24 protein-coding genes are annotated in these 21,277 nt (G+C 62.4%); 13 read left to right on the top strand and 11 right to left on the bottom strand.

What is annotated here, in order from left to right:
* The first annotated feature begins 24 nt into the window (after positions 1 to 24).
* Both phoU and phoB read left to right on the top strand, forming a co-directional pair.
* Positions 25 to 732: a phosphate signaling complex protein PhoU gene (gene phoU, locus AC1D05_RS11715; protein WP_010911897.1), complete on the top strand. Its 708-nt coding sequence runs from the start codon at positions 25 to 27 to the stop codon at positions 730 to 732.
* 19 nt (positions 733 to 751) lie between these two features.
* On the top strand, positions 752 to 1,441 hold the full coding sequence (gene phoB / locus AC1D05_RS11710; RefSeq protein WP_032917568.1) for a phosphate regulon transcriptional regulator PhoB: 690 nt from the start codon (positions 752 to 754) through the stop codon (positions 1,439 to 1,441).
* A 12-nt stretch (positions 1,442 to 1,453) separates the two neighbouring features.
* On the opposite strand, the gene AC1D05_RS11705 is transcribed toward phoB, so the two are convergent.
* On the bottom strand, positions 1,454 to 2,698 hold the full coding sequence (locus AC1D05_RS11705) for an ROK family protein (RefSeq protein WP_477440885.1): 1,245 nt from the start codon (positions 2,696 to 2,698) through the stop codon (positions 1,454 to 1,456).
* 271 nt (positions 2,699 to 2,969) lie between these two features.
* Between AC1D05_RS11705 and xylF the strand changes: the two genes are divergently transcribed.
* From xylF to AC1D05_RS11685, 4 genes are all read left to right on the top strand, one after another.
* On the top strand, positions 2,970 to 4,010 hold the full coding sequence (gene xylF / locus AC1D05_RS11700; RefSeq protein WP_477223203.1) for a D-xylose ABC transporter substrate-binding protein: 1,041 nt from the start codon (positions 2,970 to 2,972) through the stop codon (positions 4,008 to 4,010).
* Positions 4,011 to 4,154: 144 nt separating this feature from the next.
* Positions 4,155 to 5,486: a sugar ABC transporter permease gene (locus AC1D05_RS11695; protein WP_477440884.1), complete on the top strand. Its 1,332-nt coding sequence runs from the start codon at positions 4,155 to 4,157 to the stop codon at positions 5,484 to 5,486.
* Between the two features lie 12 nt (positions 5,487 to 5,498).
* Positions 5,499 to 6,323, top strand: a complete 825-nt coding sequence (locus AC1D05_RS11690; protein WP_477440883.1) for an ATP-binding cassette domain-containing protein — start codon at positions 5,499 to 5,501, stop codon at positions 6,321 to 6,323.
* Positions 6,324 to 6,475: 152 nt separating this feature from the next.
* The gene (locus tag AC1D05_RS11685; protein WP_477440882.1) at positions 6,476 to 8,116 is read left to right on the top strand and encodes a CHASE domain-containing protein; all 1,641 of its coding nucleotides are present in this window, start codon (positions 6,476 to 6,478) and stop codon (positions 8,114 to 8,116) included.
* An 86-nt stretch (positions 8,117 to 8,202) separates the two neighbouring features.
* On the opposite strand, the gene AC1D05_RS11680 is transcribed toward AC1D05_RS11685, so the two are convergent.
* The 6 genes from AC1D05_RS11680 to AC1D05_RS11655 all read right to left on the bottom strand — a co-directional run bounded on the left by AC1D05_RS11680 (position 8,203) and on the right by AC1D05_RS11655 (position 11,753).
* Positions 8,203 to 8,448 carry a YMGG-like glycine zipper-containing protein gene (locus AC1D05_RS11680; RefSeq protein ID WP_477440881.1) on the bottom strand — a complete coding sequence of 82 codons (246 nt, stop codon included), beginning with the start codon at positions 8,446 to 8,448 and terminating at the stop codon, positions 8,203 to 8,205.
* 83 nt (positions 8,449 to 8,531) lie between these two features.
* Positions 8,532 to 8,858 (bottom strand): hypothetical protein, encoded by a 327-nt coding sequence (locus AC1D05_RS11675; protein ID WP_477440880.1) that lies wholly within the window; start codon positions 8,856 to 8,858, stop codon positions 8,532 to 8,534.
* A gap of 108 nt (positions 8,859 to 8,966) precedes the next feature.
* Positions 8,967 to 9,167, bottom strand: coding sequence for a hypothetical protein (locus tag AC1D05_RS11670; protein WP_477440879.1), 201 nt, complete (start codon positions 9,165 to 9,167; stop codon positions 8,967 to 8,969).
* A 101-nt stretch (positions 9,168 to 9,268) separates the two neighbouring features.
* Positions 9,269 to 10,300 carry a sensor histidine kinase gene (locus AC1D05_RS11665; protein ID WP_477440878.1) on the bottom strand — a complete coding sequence of 344 codons (1,032 nt, stop codon included), beginning with the start codon at positions 10,298 to 10,300 and terminating at the stop codon, positions 9,269 to 9,271.
* Positions 10,301 to 10,488: 188 nt separating this feature from the next.
* Positions 10,489 to 10,653: a DUF1328 domain-containing protein gene (locus AC1D05_RS11660; RefSeq protein WP_027031438.1), complete on the bottom strand. Its 165-nt coding sequence runs from the start codon at positions 10,651 to 10,653 to the stop codon at positions 10,489 to 10,491.
* A 305-nt stretch (positions 10,654 to 10,958) separates the two neighbouring features.
* Positions 10,959 to 11,753 (bottom strand): response regulator, encoded by a 795-nt coding sequence (locus AC1D05_RS11655; RefSeq protein ID WP_172223167.1) that lies wholly within the window; start codon positions 11,751 to 11,753, stop codon positions 10,959 to 10,961.
* Between the two features lie 222 nt (positions 11,754 to 11,975).
* On the opposite strand from AC1D05_RS11655, the gene AC1D05_RS11650 reads away from it, so the two are divergent.
* Together AC1D05_RS11650 and AC1D05_RS11645 are read left to right on the top strand one after the other, a co-directional pair.
* Positions 11,976 to 12,179 carry a NepR family anti-sigma factor gene (locus AC1D05_RS11650; protein ID WP_027041867.1) on the top strand — a complete coding sequence of 68 codons (204 nt, stop codon included), beginning with the start codon at positions 11,976 to 11,978 and terminating at the stop codon, positions 12,177 to 12,179.
* A 3-nt stretch (positions 12,180 to 12,182) separates the two neighbouring features.
* The gene (locus AC1D05_RS11645) at positions 12,183 to 12,734 is read left to right on the top strand and encodes an RNA polymerase sigma factor (RefSeq protein WP_010911883.1); all 552 of its coding nucleotides are present in this window, start codon (positions 12,183 to 12,185) and stop codon (positions 12,732 to 12,734) included.
* Between the two features lie 43 nt (positions 12,735 to 12,777).
* On the opposite strand, the gene AC1D05_RS11640 is transcribed toward AC1D05_RS11645, so the two are convergent.
* The gene (locus tag AC1D05_RS11640; RefSeq protein WP_477440877.1) at positions 12,778 to 13,227 is read right to left on the bottom strand and encodes a response regulator; all 450 of its coding nucleotides are present in this window, start codon (positions 13,225 to 13,227) and stop codon (positions 12,778 to 12,780) included.
* Between the two features lie 79 nt (positions 13,228 to 13,306).
* On the opposite strand from AC1D05_RS11640, the gene AC1D05_RS11635 reads away from it, so the two are divergent.
* The 3 genes from AC1D05_RS11635 (at position 13,307) to AC1D05_RS11625 (ending at position 15,055) form a co-directional block, all read left to right on the top strand.
* Positions 13,307 to 14,068: a Crp/Fnr family transcriptional regulator gene (locus AC1D05_RS11635; protein WP_477440876.1), complete on the top strand. Its 762-nt coding sequence runs from the start codon at positions 13,307 to 13,309 to the stop codon at positions 14,066 to 14,068.
* Between the two features lie 190 nt (positions 14,069 to 14,258).
* Positions 14,259 to 14,585, top strand: a complete 327-nt coding sequence (locus tag AC1D05_RS11630) for an ElaB/YgaM/YqjD family protein (protein WP_069090305.1) — start codon at positions 14,259 to 14,261, stop codon at positions 14,583 to 14,585.
* An 11-nt stretch (positions 14,586 to 14,596) separates the two neighbouring features.
* Entirely contained in the window at positions 14,597 to 15,055 is a 459-nt protein-coding gene (locus AC1D05_RS11625; protein ID WP_475456534.1) for a hypothetical protein, read from the top strand.
* Positions 15,056 to 15,086: 31 nt separating this feature from the next.
* On the opposite strand, the gene AC1D05_RS11620 is transcribed toward AC1D05_RS11625, so the two are convergent.
* Positions 15,087 to 16,619, bottom strand: coding sequence for a sensor histidine kinase (locus AC1D05_RS11620; protein ID WP_477440875.1), 1,533 nt, complete (start codon positions 16,617 to 16,619; stop codon positions 15,087 to 15,089).
* 135 nt (positions 16,620 to 16,754) lie between these two features.
* On the opposite strand from AC1D05_RS11620, the gene AC1D05_RS11615 reads away from it, so the two are divergent.
* Entirely contained in the window at positions 16,755 to 16,928 is a 174-nt protein-coding gene (locus tag AC1D05_RS11615; protein ID WP_477440874.1) for a hypothetical protein, read from the top strand.
* A gap of 29 nt (positions 16,929 to 16,957) precedes the next feature.
* On the opposite strand, the gene AC1D05_RS11610 is transcribed toward AC1D05_RS11615, so the two are convergent.
* Positions 16,958 to 17,878: a diacylglycerol/lipid kinase family protein gene (locus AC1D05_RS11610; protein ID WP_477440873.1), complete on the bottom strand. Its 921-nt coding sequence runs from the start codon at positions 17,876 to 17,878 to the stop codon at positions 16,958 to 16,960.
* 264 nt (positions 17,879 to 18,142) lie between these two features.
* Between AC1D05_RS11610 and AC1D05_RS11605 the strand changes: the two genes are divergently transcribed.
* Complete coding sequence (locus AC1D05_RS11605; protein WP_477440872.1) at positions 18,143 to 19,465, top strand: PRC-barrel domain-containing protein; 1,323 nt, start codon at positions 18,143 to 18,145, stop codon at positions 19,463 to 19,465.
* A gap of 91 nt (positions 19,466 to 19,556) precedes the next feature.
* Here AC1D05_RS11605 and AC1D05_RS11600 read toward each other — a convergent pair whose 3' ends face one another.
* Entirely contained in the window at positions 19,557 to 21,116 is a 1,560-nt protein-coding gene (locus AC1D05_RS11600) for an alkaline phosphatase family protein (protein WP_477440871.1), read from the bottom strand.
* Positions 21,117 to 21,277 lie beyond the last annotated feature (161 nt).

Genomic DNA, 21,277 nt, shown 5'->3' with positions numbered 1-21,277 from the left:
CGCACGCATACGAGGACCAGGATCATGGCCGAACACACAGTCGCAGCCTTCGACGAGGATCTCGGACAGATCAGCAGGCTGATCAGCGATATGGGCGACCTCGCCGGCTCGATGGTCGGCGGCGCCACCAAGGCGCTGCTGAATTCCGACAACGCGCTGGCACAGCGTGTGGTCTCCGACGATGCCATCATGGATGCGCGCCAGCGCGAACTCGACGACCGCGCCATCACGCTGATCGCCAAGCGCCAGCCGATGGCCGACGATCTGCGCCATGTCGTCGGCTCGATCCGCATGGCCGGCGACCTCGAGCGCATTGGCGACCTTGCCAAGAACATAGCCAAGCGTGTCGGCACCGTCGGTCTCAGCGCCACGCCGCGCGACCTGTCGCATTCCATCGACGCCATGGCACAGCTGGTGCTGATCCAGGTGCAGGGCGTGATCGAGGAGTATGCGGCGCGCGATGCCGCTGCCCTGGCGAAGCTGCGCGCCGACGACGAACGCATCGACGTCAAATACACCTCCGTCTTTCGCGAACTGCTGACCTACATGATGGAGGATCCGCGCAACATCACGGCGTGCACGCATCTGTTGTTCTGCGCCAAGAATCTCGAACGCATCGGCGACCACGTGACCAACATCGCCGAAAACGCCTACTATGTCCTGACCGGCACGCAGTTGCCCGCCAATCGTCCCAAGCAGGATGAAACGGCGATGTCGGCGCCAGCGGCCTGACGCAAGAGGTGACCAATCGATGATCGCGCCACGCATTATGGTGGTGGAGGATGAGGAGCCGCTGGGGGTGCTGCTCCGTTACAATCTTGAATCCGAAGGCTACCAGGTGGAGGTGGTGCCGCGCGGCGACGAGGCTGAGATCCGCCTGCAGGAGAACGTGCCCGACCTTCTGGTGCTCGACTGGATGGTGCCGGCGGTGTCCGGCATCGAACTCTGTCGCCGCCTGCGGATGCGGCCCGAGACCGAGCGGCTGCCGATCATCATGCTGACCGCGCGGGGCGAAGAAAGCGACCGCGTACGTGGGCTCTCGACCGGTGCCGACGACTATCTGGTCAAGCCGTTCTCGACGCCGGAATTCATGGCTCGCGTCAAGGCGCTGCTGCGCCGCGCCAAGCCGGAAGTTCTGTCCAGTGTGCTCAAGGTCGGCGACATCGTGCTCGACCGTGAATCGCACCGGGTCTATCGCAAGAAGAGCGAGATCCGGCTCGGGCCGACCGAGTTCCGCCTGCTCGAATTCATGATGCGTCATCCCGGCCGCGTGTTCTCGCGCAGCCAGTTGCTCGACAATGTCTGGGGCGAGACGATCTACATCGACGAGCGCACGGTGGACGTGCACGTCGGCCGGTTGCGGAAGGCGGTCAACAATGGCCGTATGCCGGACGTCATCCGCACCATTCGCGGGGCGGGCTACGCGATCAGGGAAGATTGAGCGGGACCTGATTCAGGCAACGTTCTTTCCGGTGCCAGCTCTCGCCTGCACGCCCGGTGCGAAAATCTCCTGGTCGACGAAGGTCAGCGCGCGCATGGCGCAGCCTTCGCGGATCAGAGGCAGTTCGTTCGGCTCGGTGTCGAAGGAAATCGATTTCGAGTGCTGACCGCCGGCGGTCTGCGCGATCGCTTCGCGCAGTGCCGGCTCGATCAGGTCGAAGGCGGCGGCACTGACGCCGACCATGGCGACGGGCGCGGGATCGATCAGCGCGAACAGGCTGCCGAGCCCATAACCCAGTGCCTCGCCGGCCTTGCGGTAGGCTTCGCGCTCAGGCCCGTCGCGTTCGCGTGCCGTCGCGGCCAGCGCCCGCATCTGCGCGTCGCTGACATCGGCCACTGGCTCGGTGTCCTCACTGAGCTGCCTGGCGTTGCGCCAGATGGCATAGTTGCCGGCATAGGCCTCGACGCAGCCGCGGCGTCCGCAACGGCAAAGCGCGCCGCCGGGCCGATGGATCATGTGACCGAACTCGCCGCCCGAGGAATGGGTGCCCGTGAACAGCTCGCCCTTCAGCACCAGGCCCATGCCGATGCCGTGCGACAGAAGGATGGCGATGAAGTCGTCGCGGTAGCGCTCGGGATCGCGCCAGCGCAGCGCCACCGCCATCATGTTGCAGTCGTTTTCCATGGTGGCGGGGATACCGAACTCGGCCTCGAGTATGTCGGCGAAGGCGATGTTGGTCTGCGGCGTGATCGGAGACCAGAGCATCGCCCGGGCCTCGGTGTCGGTGATGCCCTGGATCGCCAGCGCGATGCGGGCGACGCTGCGCACGTCGATATCGGGATCATCGAGGCGCCGCCGCACGATGGCGACGCATTCGCCGATCAGCGCCTCGCGCGACATGGTCAGCGTGTCCAGCCGGCGCTGTTCCTCCGATACGACCTGGCCGGCATAGTCGATGACGGCGACGGAGAGGAAATTCAGCGACAGCACCACGGTCATGACAGCCGCGGCCTCCGGATTGAGGCCGAGGCCGACCTGCGGCCGGCCGCGCTTGAGCGCGCCGGCCTCGCTCGGCTTGCCTTCGGCCAGGATGCCTTCGCCGATCAGGTCGGAAGAGATCGCCGATATGGTCGAGTGGCTGAGGCCGGTGGTCGCGGCAATCTCGGTGCGCGAGGGCCGACCGGCCCGGCGCACGGCCGCAATCACCATGGCGCGGTTGCGCCGGCGCAGATCGTCGTGGCGGATTCCGACCGACATGTTTTCCCACATCCTCCCGGTCGCCGCGGTTCCTCCGGCCCCTCGAACGCTGCCGACGACACGGTCAAATACTGGCAGAAGCGGCCCGTCCTGTCATTTATTTATTCCGAGGCTCGAAAAAAATTCACAAGGACATCAAAATCCATCAGAATCGTTGTTGACAGCGTTCCGGTGTTCGATCAGTGTTTTTTCGAGGCTCGAAAAAATAGAGCCTTTGTGCCGGCCTTAGGGCCAGTTTGGTCGCGCCATACGCGGCGCAGGGAGGAATATCATGAAGAGATTCACAGCCGCCATCCTGGCGGGTGTCGCCATGTCGCTGACGCTTGTGTCGGTCGCGCAGGCGAAGGACAAGGTCATCGGCGTTTCTTGGTCCAACTTCCAGGAAGAGCGCTGGAAGACCGACGAAGCCGCCATGAAGAAGGCGATCGAGGCCGCCGGCGACAAGTACATCTCCGCCGATGCGCAGTCCAATCCCGGCAAGCAGCTTACCGATGTCGAGAGCCTGATCTCGCAGGGCGCCAATTCGCTGATCATCCTGGCGCAGGATGCCTCGGCCATCGGCCCGGCCGTGCAGAAGGCGCTGGACGAAGGCATTCCGGTCGTCGGCTATGACCGCCTGATCGAGAACAAGGACGTCTTCTACCTGACCTTCGACAACAAGGAAGTTGGCCGCTTGCAGGCGGCTGCGGTGTTCAAGGCCAAGCCGGAAGGCAACTACGTCTTCATTAAGGGCTCGGGCGCCGATCCGAATGCCGACTTCCTGTTCTCGGGCTCGATGGAAGTGCTCAAGGCGGCCATCGACAGCGGCAAGATCAAGAATGTCGGCGAGGCCTATACGGACGGCTGGCTGCCCGCCAACGCCCAGAAGAACATGGAACAGTTCCTGACCGCCAACGACAACAAGGTCGACGCCGTCGTCGCCGCCAATGACGGCACCGCCGGTGGCGTCGTCGCGGCGCTGACGGCACAGGGTCTCGCCGGCACAGTGCCGGTGTCGGGCCAGGACGGCGACCATGCCGCGCTGAACCGCATCGCTCTCGGCACCCAGACCGTGTCGGTATGGAAGGACGCGCGCGAACTCGGCAAGAACGCCGCCGAGATCGCCTCGCAACTGGCCGACGGCAAGAAGATGACCGACATCGCCGGCGTCAAGGACTTCACGACGCCTGGCGGCAACACCGTCAAGTCGCTGTTCCTGACCCCGGTCGCCATCACCAAGGACAATCTCAACGTCGTCATCGACGCCGGCTGGATCAAGAAGGACGAAGTCTGCGCAGGCGTTGCCGCCGGCAGCGTCGCGGCCTGCAACTAAACGGCGCAATGCTGTTCTATATCGACGCCGCGGCCCAAAAGCCGCGGCGTTTCTCAAGGGGCTTCCCGCCCCAATGACTGCGGAAAGCAAATAGCATCCATGTTCCGGCATCCGCGCCAGACGGTAAACCGGTGGGAGGATAGCATGACCGACACGACCTCTAATCAACCGGTCGGCAGCACTGCGGCGGACAAGGCGCGTGCATCCGAACTCAGCGCCGTTGGACGGTTCCTCAAGGCTACCGAACTCGATACGCGCATGCTCGGCATGGTCGGTGCGCTGCTGGTCATCTGGGTCGGCATCCACATCCTGTCGGGTGGACTTTTCCTGACGCCGCGCAATCTATGGAATCTGTCGGTGCAGACCTCGTCGGTCGCGATCATGGCGACCGGCATGGTGCTGGTTATCGTCATGCGCAACATCGACCTCTCGGTCGGATCCGTCGAAGGCGTGATCGGCATGATCATGGGTGTGGCGCAAGCCGAATTCCTCATTCGCGTCATCGGTTTCCAGCTTGGAAATCCCTGGCTCTGGATCATCGCGCTGGCGGCCGGTGTGGTGCTTGGTCTCCTGATCGGCGCATTCCAGGGCTTCATCATCGCCTATATGGAGGTTCCGGCCTTCATCGTGACGCTTGGCGGCCTGCTGGTCTGGCGCGGCATGGCATGGCTGATCACCAGCGGGCGCACGGTCGCGCCGCTCGACACAACCTTCCAGCTGATGGGCGGCGGACCACGCGGCTCGATCGGCGCCACCGCCAGCTGGATCGTCGGTATCGTCGCCTGCGTGGCGGTCGCCTTCATGCTGCTCAACGGCAGGTCGCAGCGCAAGCGCTTCAACTTTCCGCTGCGCCCCGTCTGGGCCGAGACCTTGCTTGGCGTGGTTGCTTGCGCCGCTATCCTTGGCGCCGTCTGGATCGCCAATTCCTATCCATGGCCGATCGGCATCGTGCGCCAGTACGCCCAGCAGAACGGCATTACCGTTCCCGAAGGCGGACTGTTCATCGCGCATGGCATTGCCATACCGGTGCTGATGGCGGTGGCAGTGGGCATTATCATGACCTTCATCACCAAGCGCACGCGTTTCGGCCGCTATGTCTTCGCCATTGGCGGCAATCCGGAGGCGGCCGAACTTGCCGGCATCAACACGCGCTGGGTGACCATGAAGGTGTTCATGATCATGGGCGTGCTGGCCGCGATCAGCGCGGCGATCTCGTCGGCCCGACTCAACGCGTCGACCAATGCGCTGGGCACGCTGGACGAGCTTCTGGTCATCGCCGCCGCTGTCATCGGCGGCACGTCGCTCGCTGGCGGCGCCGGCACGGTGATGGGCGCCATGCTGGGCGCGCTTTTGATGCAGTCATTGCAGTCGGGCATGGTGCTGCTCGGCATCGACTCGCCGCTGCAGAGCATCGTCGTCGGCGCCGTGCTGGTCATCGCGGTGTGGCTCGACACCGTCTATCGCAAGCGGGTCTGAGGGAGAATGATCATGGCTGACAAAATCGCTCTGGCAACTGCCCCCACAATTGCGCCCTCTGGCACGCCGCTGATCGACATGCGCAACATTTCCATCGCTTTTGGCGGCATCCGTGCCGTCGACGATGCCTCGATCGATCTCTTCCCCGGCGAGGTCGTGGCGCTGCTCGGCCATAATGGCGCCGGCAAATCGACGCTGATCAAGATCCTATCCGGCGCCTACAAGCGCGACGCCGGCCAGATCTTCGTCAATGGCGAGGAGGCTTCGATCGCCAATCCGCGCGATGCCAAGAAATACGGCATCGAGACGATCTACCAGACGCTGGCTTTGGCCGACAATGTCGACGCTGCCGCCAATCTGTTCCTCGGCCGCGAACTGATGACCGCCTGGGGCACGCTCGACGACGTTGCGATGGAGGCCGAGGCACGCAAGGTGATGGGCCGGCTCAATCCGCGCTTCCAGCGCTTCAAGGAGCCGGTGATCAAGCTGTCTGGCGGCCAGCGGCAATCGGTGGCGATTGCGCGCGCGATCCTGTTCAACGCCCGCATCCTGATCATGGATGAGCCGACGGCAGCCCTTGGCCCGCAGGAAACGGCGCAGGTCGGCGAACTGGTCAAGCAGCTCAAATCCGATGGTATCGGCATCTTCCTGATCAGCCACGACATCCACGATGTGTTCGAACTGGCCGACCGGGTCTGCGTCATGAAGAACGGCCAGGTCGTCGGCACCGCGCGCACCACCGATGTGACGCAGGACGAGGTGCTCGGCATGATCATCCTGGGTAAATGTCCTCCGGGCGCCATTCCCGGGCCGGGCGCGCTGAAGATCGCGGCCTGAGGCCTGCCGGCGGTCCGGTATTGGCTGATCGGGCATGGCCGGTTGCCGCTCACGTGATATGCCAGTGATCGTGATGGCTTGGCCTTGCCATTGTGTTGGCTCGGCGACTTGCCCATAAAGGTCCGGTATTGCCCCATGGACCGCATCATCCGTTGAAGAAACTCTTTCCGATTGTCGCGTTCATCGCCGTTGCGCTGATCAGCATGACCATGGCGGGGTTTGCCTATTTCGCGACGCAGGAAGCTTCCCGCATCAAGTTCGAAGCGGCTGCCGACGACGCCCTCAACCGGATCGAGAGCCGGATCGATCTGCATTTGTCGCTGCTGCGCTCGACACAGGCGCTGTTCGACGCCCGCAATGGCGACATCTCCCAGAGCGAGTTCAAGGCGTTCTTCAACGCGCTGGATGTCGACAACAATTTCGCCGGCCTGCGCGGCATCGGCTTCCTCGGGCTCGTCAAGAGGGGTGACGAAGCGGCGGTCGAACGCGACATCCTCCACGATTTCGGCGCCAGCCATCCGGTCTATCCGGACACGACGCAGCCTTGGCGCGCGCCCATCATGCTGTTCGAGCCGCTGGACCCGTCCAACCAGGCTGCCATCGGCTACGACATGTTCAGCGAACCGGTGCGGCGCGCGGCGATCGAGAAGGCAATGGCCGATGACCAGCAGCACGCGAGCGGGCTGGTGCAACTGGGCCAAGGCACGGGTGCGACACAGACCTTCACCGGCTTCCTGATCTTCGTGCGGCTCAATGTCGAGACCGCGCCGGAGGTCATCAACGCATCGCGATCCTCGACCGCGGGCTTTCTCTACGCGGCTTTCCGGGCCCGCGACCTGTTCCAGATCGCACTCAGCCGGGCGCCGCTGCTGCCGGTCAACACCGAGATCTATGACGGCGCGGTGAACAGCGACGACCTGTTGTTCCGGTCGGAGACGCCGCCGGCTTCATCCTTTGGCGAGCGGTTGCTGGTCACCCGAAAGATCACGGTGGCCGGCCGCCCGTGGACGGTGCTGTTCAGGCCGACCAGCGCCTTCTCGCAGCCGTCGTCGCGCGCCATTCCAGTGATGTTGGGGCTGTTCGGCCTGCTGGCGGCCGGCGCCATCGCGCTGGTGGCGCGCTACCAGGAACGGGCCTATGAGGCGGCTTCGCGTTTGCACGAGACGACCGAAAAGAGCCTGCTCGAAAAGGATCTGATGCTGCAGGAGATGAAGCATCGCATCAAGAATTCGATCACGCGTGTGCTGGCTATCGCGCGCCAGACGGCTTCGCGGGCCACAGACGTCAACGAATTTTCCGCATCCTTTTCTGCCAGGCTGCAGGCGATGGCGGCCTCCCAGGACATGCTGACGCGCTCGCGCTGGCAGAAGGCGGATCTCGCCGATCTCCTGCGCATCGAGCTTGGTCAGGTGTTCGGTAAGGAGTTGCCCGAGGATCTCCTGTCAGGGCCGGAGGTGCTGCTCGACGAGACCACGACGCAGGCGCTTGGCCTGACCTTCCATGAGCTGGCAACCAATGCGCTGAAATATGGCGAAGCTGGAACTTTCGCCAACCCGGTTAGAAGTGATTGGGCGCTCAAGGTGGACTGGTCGCTGGAAGGGTTTGGGCGCGAGCGAACGCTGGCGCTGAACTGGCGGGAGGCCGGCAAGAAGAAAGTCGAGGCGCCGGCCGAGACGGGGTTCGGCACCAAGCTGATCGACCTCAATGTCACGCGCGAGCTGCGCGGCACGATCAAGCGCGATTATCAGGCCGATGGTCTGAAGGTGGAAATAAAAATTCCGCTCACGGGATGACGGCGCACCGTCAGACGGAAGGGCGTTCCAGGCATGAAAACCCGGAGACCAGCGGACCGGTCCCCGGATCGACTGTTATCGCCGAATTAGTTGCAGCGGGCCGTGTAGATCCGGCCGTGACGGTCACGATACTGGCAATAGCCGTTCTGCAGCTTGCGCACCAGCAAACCGGAACCTGCACCGACAGCCGCACCGATCAGCGCGCCTTTGCCGCCACCGACCAGGCCGCCGATACCGGCGCCGATCAGGCCGCCGCCGACGACGTCCTGCTCGGTCGAGGTGCAGCCGCTGAGAGCAGCCATTGCAACCATGGCAATAATCATCTTCCGCATTGAGTCACTCCTCACTTTGTGTCCACACTTTGGTAAGCTCCGACAGCCATTTAGCACGAAATGACGGCCTTTGCTGCTCGAATTTATTGTTGGCTAAGATAGTCTTTTTCTGGGCGCAATGCGTTTGATGCCATGACCAGGCTGGAAATTGCAAGTGAGGCGTCAAGGTTACCATCGGGGCGCACATTCCAGACGATCTGATCGTAGTCATCCTCCAGCGCGGGATCGACAGCGAGACACTTGGCGACGATGCGCTGCGCCTGTCCCTGTACGTCGCCCATGGCAAAGGGGCGCTCGGCGGTGCATTCGTCGGCGGTTTCGAAAATGCTCACCGGCACCTGCAACTCCCGGCACTCGGTCATCGAATTGGTGCAACCGATGACAAGCAAAAATGCAGCGATGTGTTCCATGGCGACATGCCCTCTCGCTGCAACAACGGCTCACATCGGCCAAAAGTTCCTGAGCGTCCCGGTGACACGCGAATAAATGCCGCTGCAGCAAGCGTTAAACGCCGCGCACTATTGCCGGCAGCGGATTTCGGTCAGGTCAGTTGGAACAGGGCGATGATGAGAATTGTCGCGGCCGCCGCCAGCACGATGCCCCCACAGCAATGTGTGATGCGGCGGGAAAAGCGGTTCCGTGGATGCTTCGGGATCCTGAAATTCGCCCATCGAAACACGGGCGGCCTGTTCCAGTCTGTTCATGTCGGCGACTGTCACGCATTCCTCCCACACCGTGCCGCAACCCAGCGGATTGCAGCGGTATCTGGGTAAAACAGCATCCGCTCTTATGGTGAATAGCCGGTTAAGGATCTAGCCGCTCACTGCGTCTCGAAATTGCTGTGCGGGAAGACAAGGCGGTATTCAAGGTGGCCGTCCGCGATGTCGAGGCTGGCGGTTCCGCTCAGGGATGCCGGCACCACCCGCTCCAGCGCGACGCTGCCGAAGCGCTTTTTATTGCGACCGGCATCGGCTCCTATGGTTTCGCCCCATGTCAGCGACAGGGCGACCTCGCCAGTGGCGGCGGTGTTGAGATTGGCGGTCACTTCGACGAATCCATCTTGCCGGGACAAGGCGCCGTAGCTGACCGAGTTGACGGCAAGCTCATGCATCGCCAGGCCGATATGCAGCGCGGCGTTGGGATTGAGATAGGGGTTGGCGCCCCGGAAGCGAAGGCTGTGTGATGTGTTCGTCCCATAGCGGCCGACCTGGCTCATCACCAGTTCATGAAGGGCCGCACCGCGCCAGTTCGAGGAAGTTACCAGATCCTGGGAGGAAGCCAGCGACTGCAGCCGGCCGCGAAAGCGTGTCAGGAAGTCGCCGATGCCGTCGGAATAGCGACCGGTCTGCGTCGCGATGCTCTGGATGATCGCCAGGAGATTCTTCGAGCGGTGGCTGACCTCGCGCAGCAGCGTTGTCAGTGTCTGTTCGCGCCGCTTCTGCTCGGTGGTCTCGACCATGGTGGTGACGACACCTTGCACGTCGCCGGCGTCGCCCCGGTCGGCATCGACCCAGACCTGAAACCAGCGGACGCCATTCTCGACCGGAACACTGATCTCAAGGCGCTCCGGATTGCCGGTCGCGACCACATCGCGCTTGGCGGCGCTGATGCGGTCGGCCTGTGCCACAGGCAGTATGCCATTGCCGTCGGCACTGTCCGAAACCCAGGGCGCGCGCATGTTGCGGGCCCATACGGTCTTCATTTCACGATCCTGATAGAGGACGGAAATGCCGGCATTGTGCAGCGCATGAAGAAGAGCCCGGCCAAGCTGCATGCCACTTTCGGCAGGATGCAGCGCGATGACTTCGTCGCTCCGTGTGTTTGCCTCTTTATCTGCAGCCCTGGAACGCATCGGTCAAATCTGTCCACCCAACTCAGGCTGAACGGCCCACTCTCAAATGGGTTCCCAAAATGAAATCCCCGGAGCAGCCTCCAAAAAAGGTCCGCCGAGCGGCGTCCCTTTAGGGACACCGCCCGGCGGTTGCTGGAAACCGTTTGAGGGGTGCGGCTTCCAGTGTTCTCATCGACGATCGTTCACCCTCACGCCCGTTTGAACAGGCCGGCGAGAAGCGAAATGACCAGGAAAGCGAGAAAGATGAAGAACAATATCTGCGCTATCCCGGCAGACGTGCCGGCGATGCCGCCGAAACCAAGCGCGCCGGCTATGATTGCCACGACGAGAAATACGAGCGCCCAGTAAAGCATGGTTCATCTCCTTCCGAATGGTGCGATGAAAACGTGGATGGATGCGGTTTGTTCCACCATTTGCCGAAAAAGACGGTGCTTGCAAATGGTTCGGGCGGAGCCCCACGAAATTCTCGGTGATGGGTTCGGCCGCAAAAAGGCCGCCCGATGCATCGCATCAGACGGCCTTTGATTCGTGTGTTCCTATCGGAAGGCAGCGATCCTAAAGCGCGTCGCGTTAAAACGGATTCATGCGACGCGCTTTAGGTCTTTGTTTTTATTGATATCGTTCTCCCAAAACCGAGGTCACTTTTGGGCGACATGCATCAGGCGGCAGCCTTGGCCTGCCGATCGAAGAACAGCGCCTGGCTGATCAGCGCCTTGACCATGTCGGGGTTGAACGGCTTGGTCACCAGGAACGCCGGTTCGGGGCGCTCGCCGGTCAGCAGGCGCTCGGGGAAGGCAGTGATGAAGATCACCGGCACCGAGGTTGACGACAGGATTTCATTGACCGCCTCGATGCCCGAACTGCCGTCGGCTAGCTGGATGTCGGCCAGCACCATCTTCGGCCGCGTCTTGCCGAACATCGTCACCGCTTCGGCGTGTGTGCGCGCCGTTCCAACGACACGATGACCGAGGCTCTCGACCATCTCCTCTATGTCCATGGCGATCAGCGGTTCGTCCTCGATGATGAGCACGTCGGTCGCCACCTGACGGGAAATCTCGTTGCTTGCCTGGGCAAGCAGCTCGGAGAATTGCTGGTCGCCAACGTCCAGTATCTCGGCCGCCTCGTCCTCGCTGAAGCCTTCGACGGCAACCAGCAGGAATGCCTGGCGGGGCAGGGGCGCAATCGCGTTGAGATTAGCGGCGGCGCGCTGCTCCCACGCCGATTGTGCCTGCTCCTGCGGCACGCGGATAGCGATCGAGGTGAAGAGTTTGGCGAAAACCTTATAGAGCGCGATACGGTCGCTCGATGCCTCGGGGAAAATATCGACGTCGGCGATGATGGCCTCAAGCATCGCAGCGACCAGCGCGTCGCCACTCTCTTGCGATCCCGAGACGGCGCGCGAGAAGCGGCGCAGGAACGGCAGATGCGGTGCGATGGTAGCGGATAAACTCATGGTAAGACGTCTCCCTCAGAATGACGTGATTGCATGGATTGCAGGTCAAGCTGATTGCAAGTCCCGCTAATACAACGCGGGTTTTCCGAAAAAGTTCCGCCGATATGGAACGAATAGGCGGGAACGGCGTTTGATGTCGGGATGGGCAACCAGACGAGGGTGCCGCTTGCCTTGTGTTGAGTTGGATATGAGCGGCCTGGATGGTGGGAATATAAGGGCGAAATGAAGGATATGACGAAAGATATTTTGGCTGGCGCCGCGGGCAGGCGCCGGAACGGAGCGGGCGACCCGCTCGGGGCCAACTCCGAAATCGGGCGAAAACTCAAACAATATTACGACGAGCTGGTCTCCGACGACGTGCCGGATCGCTTTGCCCAATTGCTCAGTCAATTGGAACAGACCGAACCCGCACAGAAGAAGGACTGAGGCATGGCCGCGGTCTCCCAAGGCTTCAAGACCGATCTGCTTGGGGCAATCCCGAGCTTGCGGGCCTTTGCCGTTTCGCTGACGCAGAATGCCGACAAGGCCGACGACCTCGTTCAGGAAACGCTGGTCAAGGCCTGGGACAAGCATGAGAGCTTCCAGCCCGGCACCAACCTCAAGGCATGGCTTTTCACGATCCTGCGCAATGAATTCTATTCGCAGATGCGCAAACGCGGCCGCGAGGTGCAGGACAGCGACGGCATCATGACGGCCAGGCTTGCCGTGCATCCGGCACAGCACGGCCAACTCGACCTCAAGGATTTTCGTGGCGCTCTCGAGCAATTGCCGGAGGACCAGCGCGAGGCCATCATCCTCATCGGCGCATCGGGATTCTCCTATGAGGAGGCCGCCGAAATCTGCGGTTGTGCGGTCGGAACAATCAAGAGCCGCGTCAGCAGGGCGCGCACGCGCCTGCAGGAAATCCTGAAGATCTCCGGCGAGGACGAATACGGTCCCGATGCGATCTCGGCTCAGGTCACGGGGACGGCGGCGCACTGATGTGCGGCCCGGATGCCGCAATCCGGACGCTGCTGCATCAATCTCACCCCGGAGAGCCGCGTCCATAGGCCAGCGCCACCGCTTCGACGAGATCGTCGCCTGAATAGGGTTTGGTGACCAGCCTCACCCCTGGAAAGGATGCCTTGATCTCGTCCGCGTCGGAATAGCCGGAGGCAAACACGAAAGGGACGCCCGTTTCACGCAAGCCGGCGGCGAATTCGAGCGTCGAGGTCCCGCCCAGCATCAGATCGACGATGGCCGCATCGAATTGCGTTGCGACCTTGCGGTCGTCGATCTCGGTGAGGTCACGGGCGATCACCACCTCTTGTGCACCATGGTCGCGGCAAAGCTGCTCGACATCCATGGCGATGAGGAATTCGTCCTCCAGGACAAGAATCCGCAATCCGTCAAGCAATGTGGGCACAGGTGAAGGCTCCTTGAAACGCCGGGAGTCATGATCGCTATTGCGTGTGTTGTCATTTAAAAAAGACATGCCTTCAACCCCGGAACTCCGATCCTGGCAAAACGTTTAGACGTACCTGCTGAACGGCAGGCTTTCGAGAGGGGTCGAAATGCCAAGCCAGAATGGGCGTGCTTTTTCCGGCCGTCAGTATCCTTGCGAGAATTGTCCTTTACGGCCGTTGCCGATTTTCCGGGAATTCGAGAAGGAGGAACTGGCATTCATTAGCAAGTTCAAGAAGGGCGAGCTTGCGGTCGACAAAGGTGCGACGGTCCTCGTGGAAGGGAGCCATAGCGCCCATCTCTACACAGTGCTGTCCGGTTGGGCGTTCCGCTACAAGCTGTTGCCGGACGGCCGCCGCCAAATACTCAACTATCTCATGCCGGGCGATCTCATCGGCCTGCAAGGCAGCGTCATGGGGGAAATGCAGCATTCGGTCGAGGCCTTGTCGCCGATGCTGCTTTGCGTCTTCGAGCGCGACAATCTGCATGAACTCTACCGCAACCATCCGGGCCTCGGCTACGACATCACCTGGATCGCATCGCGTGAAGAACGCATGCTGGATGAGAACCTGCTGAGTGTCGGCCGCCGCAGCGCTATCGAGCGCGCCGCCTATCTGATTGCTTTCATAGCCAGCCGTGCAAAGGTTGTCGGGCTGAACGGCAAGCAATCCATCCAGATACCGATCACGCAACAACATATCGCCGATACGCTTGGCCTGTCGCTGGTTCACACCAACAAGACGATCCGCAAGCTGATGGACCGCAAGCTCATCGTCTGGCGCGATGGCGGTTGCGAGGTCATCGACAATGAAGCGCTCAAGCAGCACGCCGGCTGGGAAGGGCTGGGCGAGAGCCGCCGGCCACTGATCTGACACAACACTTCCCGCTGGGGAAAGCGGATCGGGTGCGCACGAACAGCTTTTCCGCTATCTCTTTGTTTTGACGCAACTCCGGACGGAAAACCGTTTCACACTTTTCCTGGAGTTGCTCTACTTTGTCCCGATGCCGGAACCTTGAGACGCACGGCGCGTTTGAAATCGAGCAATCACAAGGAGTTAAGCAATGGCCACCGCCGCAGGGAAGACCGCCAACGAAGCGCGGGCGAATTCGGACCTCGAAGCCGACATCCGGCAGTTGAAGGCCGATATCGACAAGCTCACCAAGCAGTTGGCCAAGACAGGTGAACATGGCTATGGCACCGCGCGGCGCGCGGCCACCGAGGGCGTCGAGCAATTGCGCGCGCAGGGCGAAGCTGCGTTTGACAGCCTCCGCGGCAGTGCCAAGGACATAGAGGCGCAGCTGCTGGCCAATGTCCGCGAAAAGCCGGTGACCTCGCTGGCGATCGCCGCTGGCGTCGGCTTCCTCTTCGCGCTGCTTGCGCGTCGCTAGTTCCGCCAGAGATGGGTCTGCTGGCATCCCTGCTCTCGGGTTTCGCCTCGGGTGAAACCGTGGCCGCCATACGCCGTGCGCGCACGGCGGCCATCGTCTATACGCTTGCCGCGCTCGCGGCATTCTGCGGTCTCGGCTTCCTGGTCGGGGCAGCCTATATCTGGGCCGCCGCCCGCTATGGATCGTTCGCGGCGGCGCTTGGTTTCGGTGTCGGCTTTCTGGTGATCGCTGGTCTCGTCCTTCTGATCCATCGGTTGATGTCCGGCGCCCGTGCCCGCCGTGCGGCGAGGCGGCGCAACGCCGACATGAAGGCGCTCGGCATCACGGCAGCAATCGCCGTGCTGCCGACGTTGCTCAAGGGAAAAGGTGGCCTCGGTGTCATTCTCGGCCCGGCCGTGGCACTCGCGGCCTATGCCATCTACCGTGAGAACGTGAAGCCCGACGATCCGGATGCCGGCGAGGGGAAGTAACGCCGGCGCCCGGCCTCGGATCAAGGCTCCGTCACTTCGACAGATCTTCCAGCGGAAGCGATATTTCGGCGAAGACCCCTTCCGGCCGGAATTCATGGGTCACTTCGCTTGAAATGACCTTGGCTAGGCTGCGGCGGATGAGGATCGAGCCGAAGCCGTGCCGCTCGGGCGGGGCGACTTCAGGGCCACCGCTTTCGCGCCACGTCAACACCAGGCGCCGGTCGCCCTTCTTGCCTTGTGTCTTCCAGGCGAGATCGACCTTGCCCGATGCAACCGACAGCGATCCGTATTGGAGCGCATTGCTGGCCAGTTCGTGCAGGATCAGCCCGAGGCCGACGGCCTGATCGGGCGACAGCAACAGGTCGGCGCCGGAGATGGTGATGCGCGGCTGATCGGCTGTGTCAAAGGGCCTGATCTCGATCTGGACGAGCTCACGGATGCCGATGCCACGCCACTCGCGGTCGGACAAGAGATTGTGGGCGATACCCAGCGCCTGAAGCCGGGCGCCGAAGGCTTCGAGGAATTCGCTCGGCTGGCGGGCATGACGCACGGTCTGCGTCGCCAGCGCCTGAACGGTCGCCAGCGTGTTCTTGACGCGGTGGTTGAGTTCGCGCAGCAGGAGCCGCTGCCGCTCGTCGCCGAGCTTGCGTTCGGAGATGTCATAGTTGACGCCGAAGATCAGTGTCGGCTTGCCGTCGCCGTCGCGCTCGATGACGCGGCCGCGCGTGGCCACCCAGCGCGGCGGATGAAAGCCTTTCACCCGGTATTCGCCGAAATAATCGTCGCTGCCGGACAAGGCATCGCGAAAACGGGTTTCTGTCTGGTAGACGTCGCGCGGATCGATGGCCATCAGGATGTCGCGCGCCCGCAGCCGGGTCGAGCGCGGCAGGTCGAACAGCTCCGACAGCCGGACATCGCATTCGATCATGTCGGTGCGGATGTCCCATGCCCAGCTGGCGAGCGAGGCGGCGTCGAGCGCGATGGCGCGCCGCTTTTCCTCGCGCGCCAGGGCTGCTTCGGCAATGGCGCCGCTACGGGTCGCATCCTTCAAGGTGAACAGGCTGGCGGCAAGGTCGGCCAGCGTCTTCAACTGGTCGAGCTTGGCTTGTGATGGAAAGGCATGCGGTTTGCGGTCGAGCACGCACAGCGTGCCGATCCTGGCGCCCGCAACCAGCATCGGCGCGCCGGCATAGAAGCGCACATGATGCTTGCCGGTGACCAGCGGGTTGGCTTTGAAGCGCGGGTCCGCCGTGGCGTTCGTCACCACCATGGGATCGTCGCCGGCGGCGATGGCGTGGGCACAGAAGGAGATGTCGGTGGTGGTCTCGGTTTCGTCGAGGCCAACGCACGACTTGAACCATTGCCGCTCGAGATCGACCAGCGTAACCAGGGCGATCGGCGCCTGCATGACGGCTGCGGCAAGGCTGCTGATGCGGTCGAAATCCGGGTCGGCCGCCGTATCCAGCATCTCCAGCCCGTGCAGCACGGCCAGCCGGTCTTCGGCATTGACGGCAAGCGCCACCTCGGCTGGCAGGCTCGCCCCTATTTCCGCCTTGCTATTCAACCCAATCCCCAATGCCTGGCTCCCGCCGTCTTACCCATGGGCCCGGCTTCCTCGGAACCATCCTAACAAGGAACCGTTACCCGACCGTGATTTGCCGAGCGGGTTGGCTGGGACAAAACGAGACAAGGACCCACCATGACCAAGATCATTCCCGAGGACAAAGCGCGTCAGGGACGGTGGGGCTGGCACGGCCTTCGTATCCTGATCGCTGCGCTGCTTCTGGCTATCGCCGCCTGGGGCATCGCTGAAATCTATGGTGAGGCGGTCAAGACGCCGGCGACGGAGCAAGGAAATGCGCCGGGCGGCTAGATTTTCGGCCGTCATCATTCGAGATCGCATCAGGCTGCCTTTGCCTTGGCAATGCTGGCCGGCACGAGGACATTCAGCGCGCCGGGCCGAATTTCGATCGTCGTCTCACGCTCCAGCCTGACCAGTTCGCCATCCATGACGGCGCGGAACTTTCTGCTGCCGGAATGGATCTTCAGGACGGTGCGGTCGGATTGATGGATTTCGACATGTTCGTTGTCGCGCCATTTGCCGCGCGCCACATTGAAGAGGAATTTCACCAGTTCGGCGCGCTGCTGCGCCACCGTGACATAGATGCCAAGCACGCCGCCCGAAGGGTTGTCCGCATAGGGCAGGTGGCCTTCGCCGAACAGATTGTTGGTGACGCCGATGCCTGAGATGCGCGCCGTTATCTCGGCCTCGCCGATGCCGAGCGTGACGTTCATCGCCGGCGGGTTCTTGATCGTCGCCCACGCTGCTTTCGCCGAAGCACCGATCTTTCCCAGGCGCGAGCCGAACTCCATCCCTTGGCGCAACTGCACCATCTTGGCATGCATGCCGATCGAGAACTGGTGGATGAACGGCCGGCCGTTGGCCGTGGCCATGTCGACCGCGATGATCTCGCCGTCGGCGAAGGATTGGAGCGCGGCGTCGAGCGACTGCGGAATGCCGAGGCCACGCGCGAACAGGTTCATGGTGCCGGCCGGCAAGATGGCAAGCGCCTTTTTCTTGCCCATCAGCCTGGCGGCTGCTGCTGAAATGGTTCCGTCACCGCCTCCGGCCAGCACGACATCGACGGCGCGGCGCGAAGCAGCGCTGTCGAGGCCTTCCACCACGTCCTTGCCGGCAACCACGTCGATGCTCAGGGAGTGGCCTGCCGCTTCCAGCGTCTGGCGCATCCTGTCGGAAAAAGCGGCGAGGTCGGTGGTGCGCAAGGTGCCGCCGTCCCGGTTCAGCACCGCCGCAAATTTCATGCCCCGCTCCGTTGTGCCAGCCCAAAAGAGGCCGGGGAAAACCCAGCCGTAGGCTGAAACGTGGCGATGCGGGAAAGGTTCCGTCGTGTTCTTCAACCGCCGCGCAACCGCTCCGTGTTTTTTGGCTGAGAAATCCACGCCAATTTTGTCGGAACAACAGCATGGTCACAACGTTGTGAACCCATAGAGATGCCGCGCCGATCTTCTCAGCAACGCTTTGAGCGGGCGCGGCTTGCACGAAATCACGCATCAGGAGAGACCATCATGATCCGCACCCTTTTAGCCACGACCGCACTCGCAACGCTGATCGCGACGGGCGCCTTTGCGCAGACCGCAACGACCCCGGCTCCGGCCGCCGCTCCTGCCGTTCAGGAGCCGGCTGCAGCCGCTCCGGTGCCACGCGCCGAAGGCAGCATCGTTACCAACATCATCGGCGAATCCGTCTACAATGGTACCGGCGATGATGCCGAGAACATCGGCAAGGTCAGTGATGTCGTCTTCGACAAGGACGGCATGGCGAAATCGGTTGTCATCGGCGTCGGCGGCTTCCTTGGCGTTGGCGCAAAGAGGGTCGCCTTCGACTACGACAAGCTGCAATGGGCCGAGAAGAACGGCGACCGCTGGCTGGTTGCCCAGACAACCAAGGATGAGCTGACGGCGCATCCGGAATTCGACAGCAAGCCTTATGGACCGGCACCGGCGCCTGCCACTTCTACCGACGCGGCAGCACCGACAGCGCCCGCGACAACGGATACCGCACAGGCGCCTGCCGTAGCCCCGGCCGAGCCGGCGAAGCGTGCTGATGGTAATCTTGCCACCAACATCATCGGCGAAACCGTCTACAACGGCACCGGCGATGACGCGCAGAACATCGGCAGCGTCAACGACATCGTGCTGACCAGGGACGGCAAGGCCGAATCCCTTGTCATCGGCGTGGGTGGCTTCCTTGGGCTCGGCGCCAAGAACGTCACCTATGATTTCAGCAAGGCACAGTGGGCGGAGAAGAATGGCGACCGCTGGCTGGTGGCGCAGACCACCAAGGAAGAGCTGCAGGCGCAGCCGGATTTCAACCGCAAGGCCTATGACCCGGTGCCGGCAACGACGGCTTCCAATGAGCCGGCGGCAACAGCTCCAGCCGCGACCACGGCTCCTGCTGCCGCGCCGGCGGACAAGACTGCCGAGGCCCCAGCGGCTACGGCCCCTGATGCCGCTGCTCCCGACCAGACACAGACTGCGGCCATCGACAAATCGACGCTGACGGAGATGCCGGTCGGCGAGATCAGGGCCGACGATCTGAAGGGCGCGACGGTCTACGGCGCCAATGACGCCAAGGTCGGTGAGATCGGCGATGTCGTGCTGGCGCCGGACAAGAAGGCCGATGCGGTGATCGTCAATGTCGGAGGCTTCCTTGGCATAGGCGAGAAGGAAGTGGCGGTCGGCCTGGATAATCTGAAGTTCATGACCGACAAGGACGGCAAGAAGTATCTCTACACGACCTTCACCAAGGAACAGCTCGAGGCACAGCCTGCCTATGACAAGGGCAGTTATGCCGAGAAGCGTGATCAGCAGCGGTTGATTGTGAAGTAGGCAGAGGGCAGTAGGGCAGTAGGGCAGTAGGGCAGTAGGGCAGTAGGGTGCGGCGTCGATGCCAGGCACCAAAACATACTGCCTTACTGCCCTATTCCCTTACTGCCTTACTGACATGTCCCACCACGCCATTTTCCGTCAACTCCGCCAGCGCCAGTGACTGGTCGAGATGTTCGGCCCGCCAGGCGAGAAGCCGCTCGGCGAATTCCAGACGGGTGGACAGATGGGCGGGGCTGGTGGCGAGGTTGGTCAGCTCGCCAGGGTCTGCCTCGACGTTGAAAAGCAGTGGTGGCAAGCCGCCGCCAAAATGCACGTATTTGAATTTCTTGGTGCGGATGACTGCGAGGTTGCACTGGCGCGAGGCAATGCCGAAATGCTGCTCGGCTTCACCGCCTGAGATCGAGCGGAAATCGAACTCCCAATGCGCTGCGTCGCGCCAGATAGCGGGGGTTCCGCCGCTCAGGAATGGTTTCAGCGAGTGTCCGTCGAGATGCGGTTCGGGGGCCTCGCCAAGCAGATCTATCAGCGTGGGCAATATGTCTACCGCTTCGGTGAAACGATCGACCGTGCTGCCGGCAGCCTTGCGATGTCGCGGATCGCGAATGATCAGCGGGATGTGGTAGCTGCCGTCGAAGCAGCCACCCTTGCCCAGCATGTAATGGTCGCCCATCATCTCGGCGTGGTCCGAGGTGAGGACAATGATTGTATCGTCCCAGGCGCCCGAAGCCTTCAGCGACTGCCATATGCGGCCAAGCTGTGCGTCGACCTCCGAGATCATGCCGTAATAGATCGCCCGGATGCTGCGGAAATCATCCTCGCTCCAGTCATGCACTTTGCCGGCGGCGCCGGGGCGGAAGTTCGCGCGTTTCTTCCGGCTGAGATCATAAGCGAGATAGGGATGGCTCTGCGCTTCGGCCCGCCAGCTCTCCGCGCGGTGAAAAGCCGGGCCATCGGCCGGATCATATAGTGTGTTGTAGGGTTCCGGCACGATGAAGGGCGGGTGCGGGCTGATGAAGGACAGATGCGCGAACCAGGGCGTAGTCTGCTCCTGCTCGCCGAGCCAGCGGATGAATTCACCGGCAAGGAAAGCCGTCGGCGTTTGGTCTTTCGAATAGATCGGCGGCGCCTCGGTCACTGCGTCAGCGTCCTCGTCCACGGGACGGTGGATGTCCGGAAACCCGGCACTGGCATCGATGCCCTGCTGCTTCAGCCAGGAGAGCCACTGTTTCTGATGCTCGGGCAACCATTGGCGAACCGTGAATCCGGGCAGCACGCCTTCATAGCTTTTCAGTCTTGGATCGCTGGGCGCGAGCAGACGCGGATCGAGCGAGACATCGGTGTAGCCGAACAGCGTCGGATCGTAGCCGATGCTGCGCGCGTGCAGCGCGATGTTGCCATGGCGGGCGTCAAGCGGCGAGCCGTTGCGGCAGACGCGGTTGTTCATCTGGTAGAGGCCGGTATAGAGGCACGCGCGGGCTGGAGAGCATGGTGCCGCGCCGCCGTAATGGCGTTTGAACAATACGCCCTCGGCGGCCAGCGCGTCGGCGTTCGGCGTCTTCACCACGGGGTGGCCGGCGGCCGACAGGCAATCACCGCGCCACTGGTCGCAGGTGATCAGGAGAACATTCGGGCGCCTGGCTTTTCCTGTCACGCGCGATACCTTTCGCTGGATGGTCGAATGCCATTCATGGAACCGATTTCCGGCAAGGGCGCAAGACCGCCCGCGTTAGTCGATTGGTGAACAAATCTCTTTTGATTGTTCACTTTTACAGCACAGTCCATTCTGTGTTTGCAGCCTTTGCCGCACGTGGT

The organism is Mesorhizobium sp. P2_E9, assembly GCF_056403815.1.
Note: the sequence above shows the minus strand (reverse complement) of the source record. Positions and strands in the feature narration are given on the sequence as shown.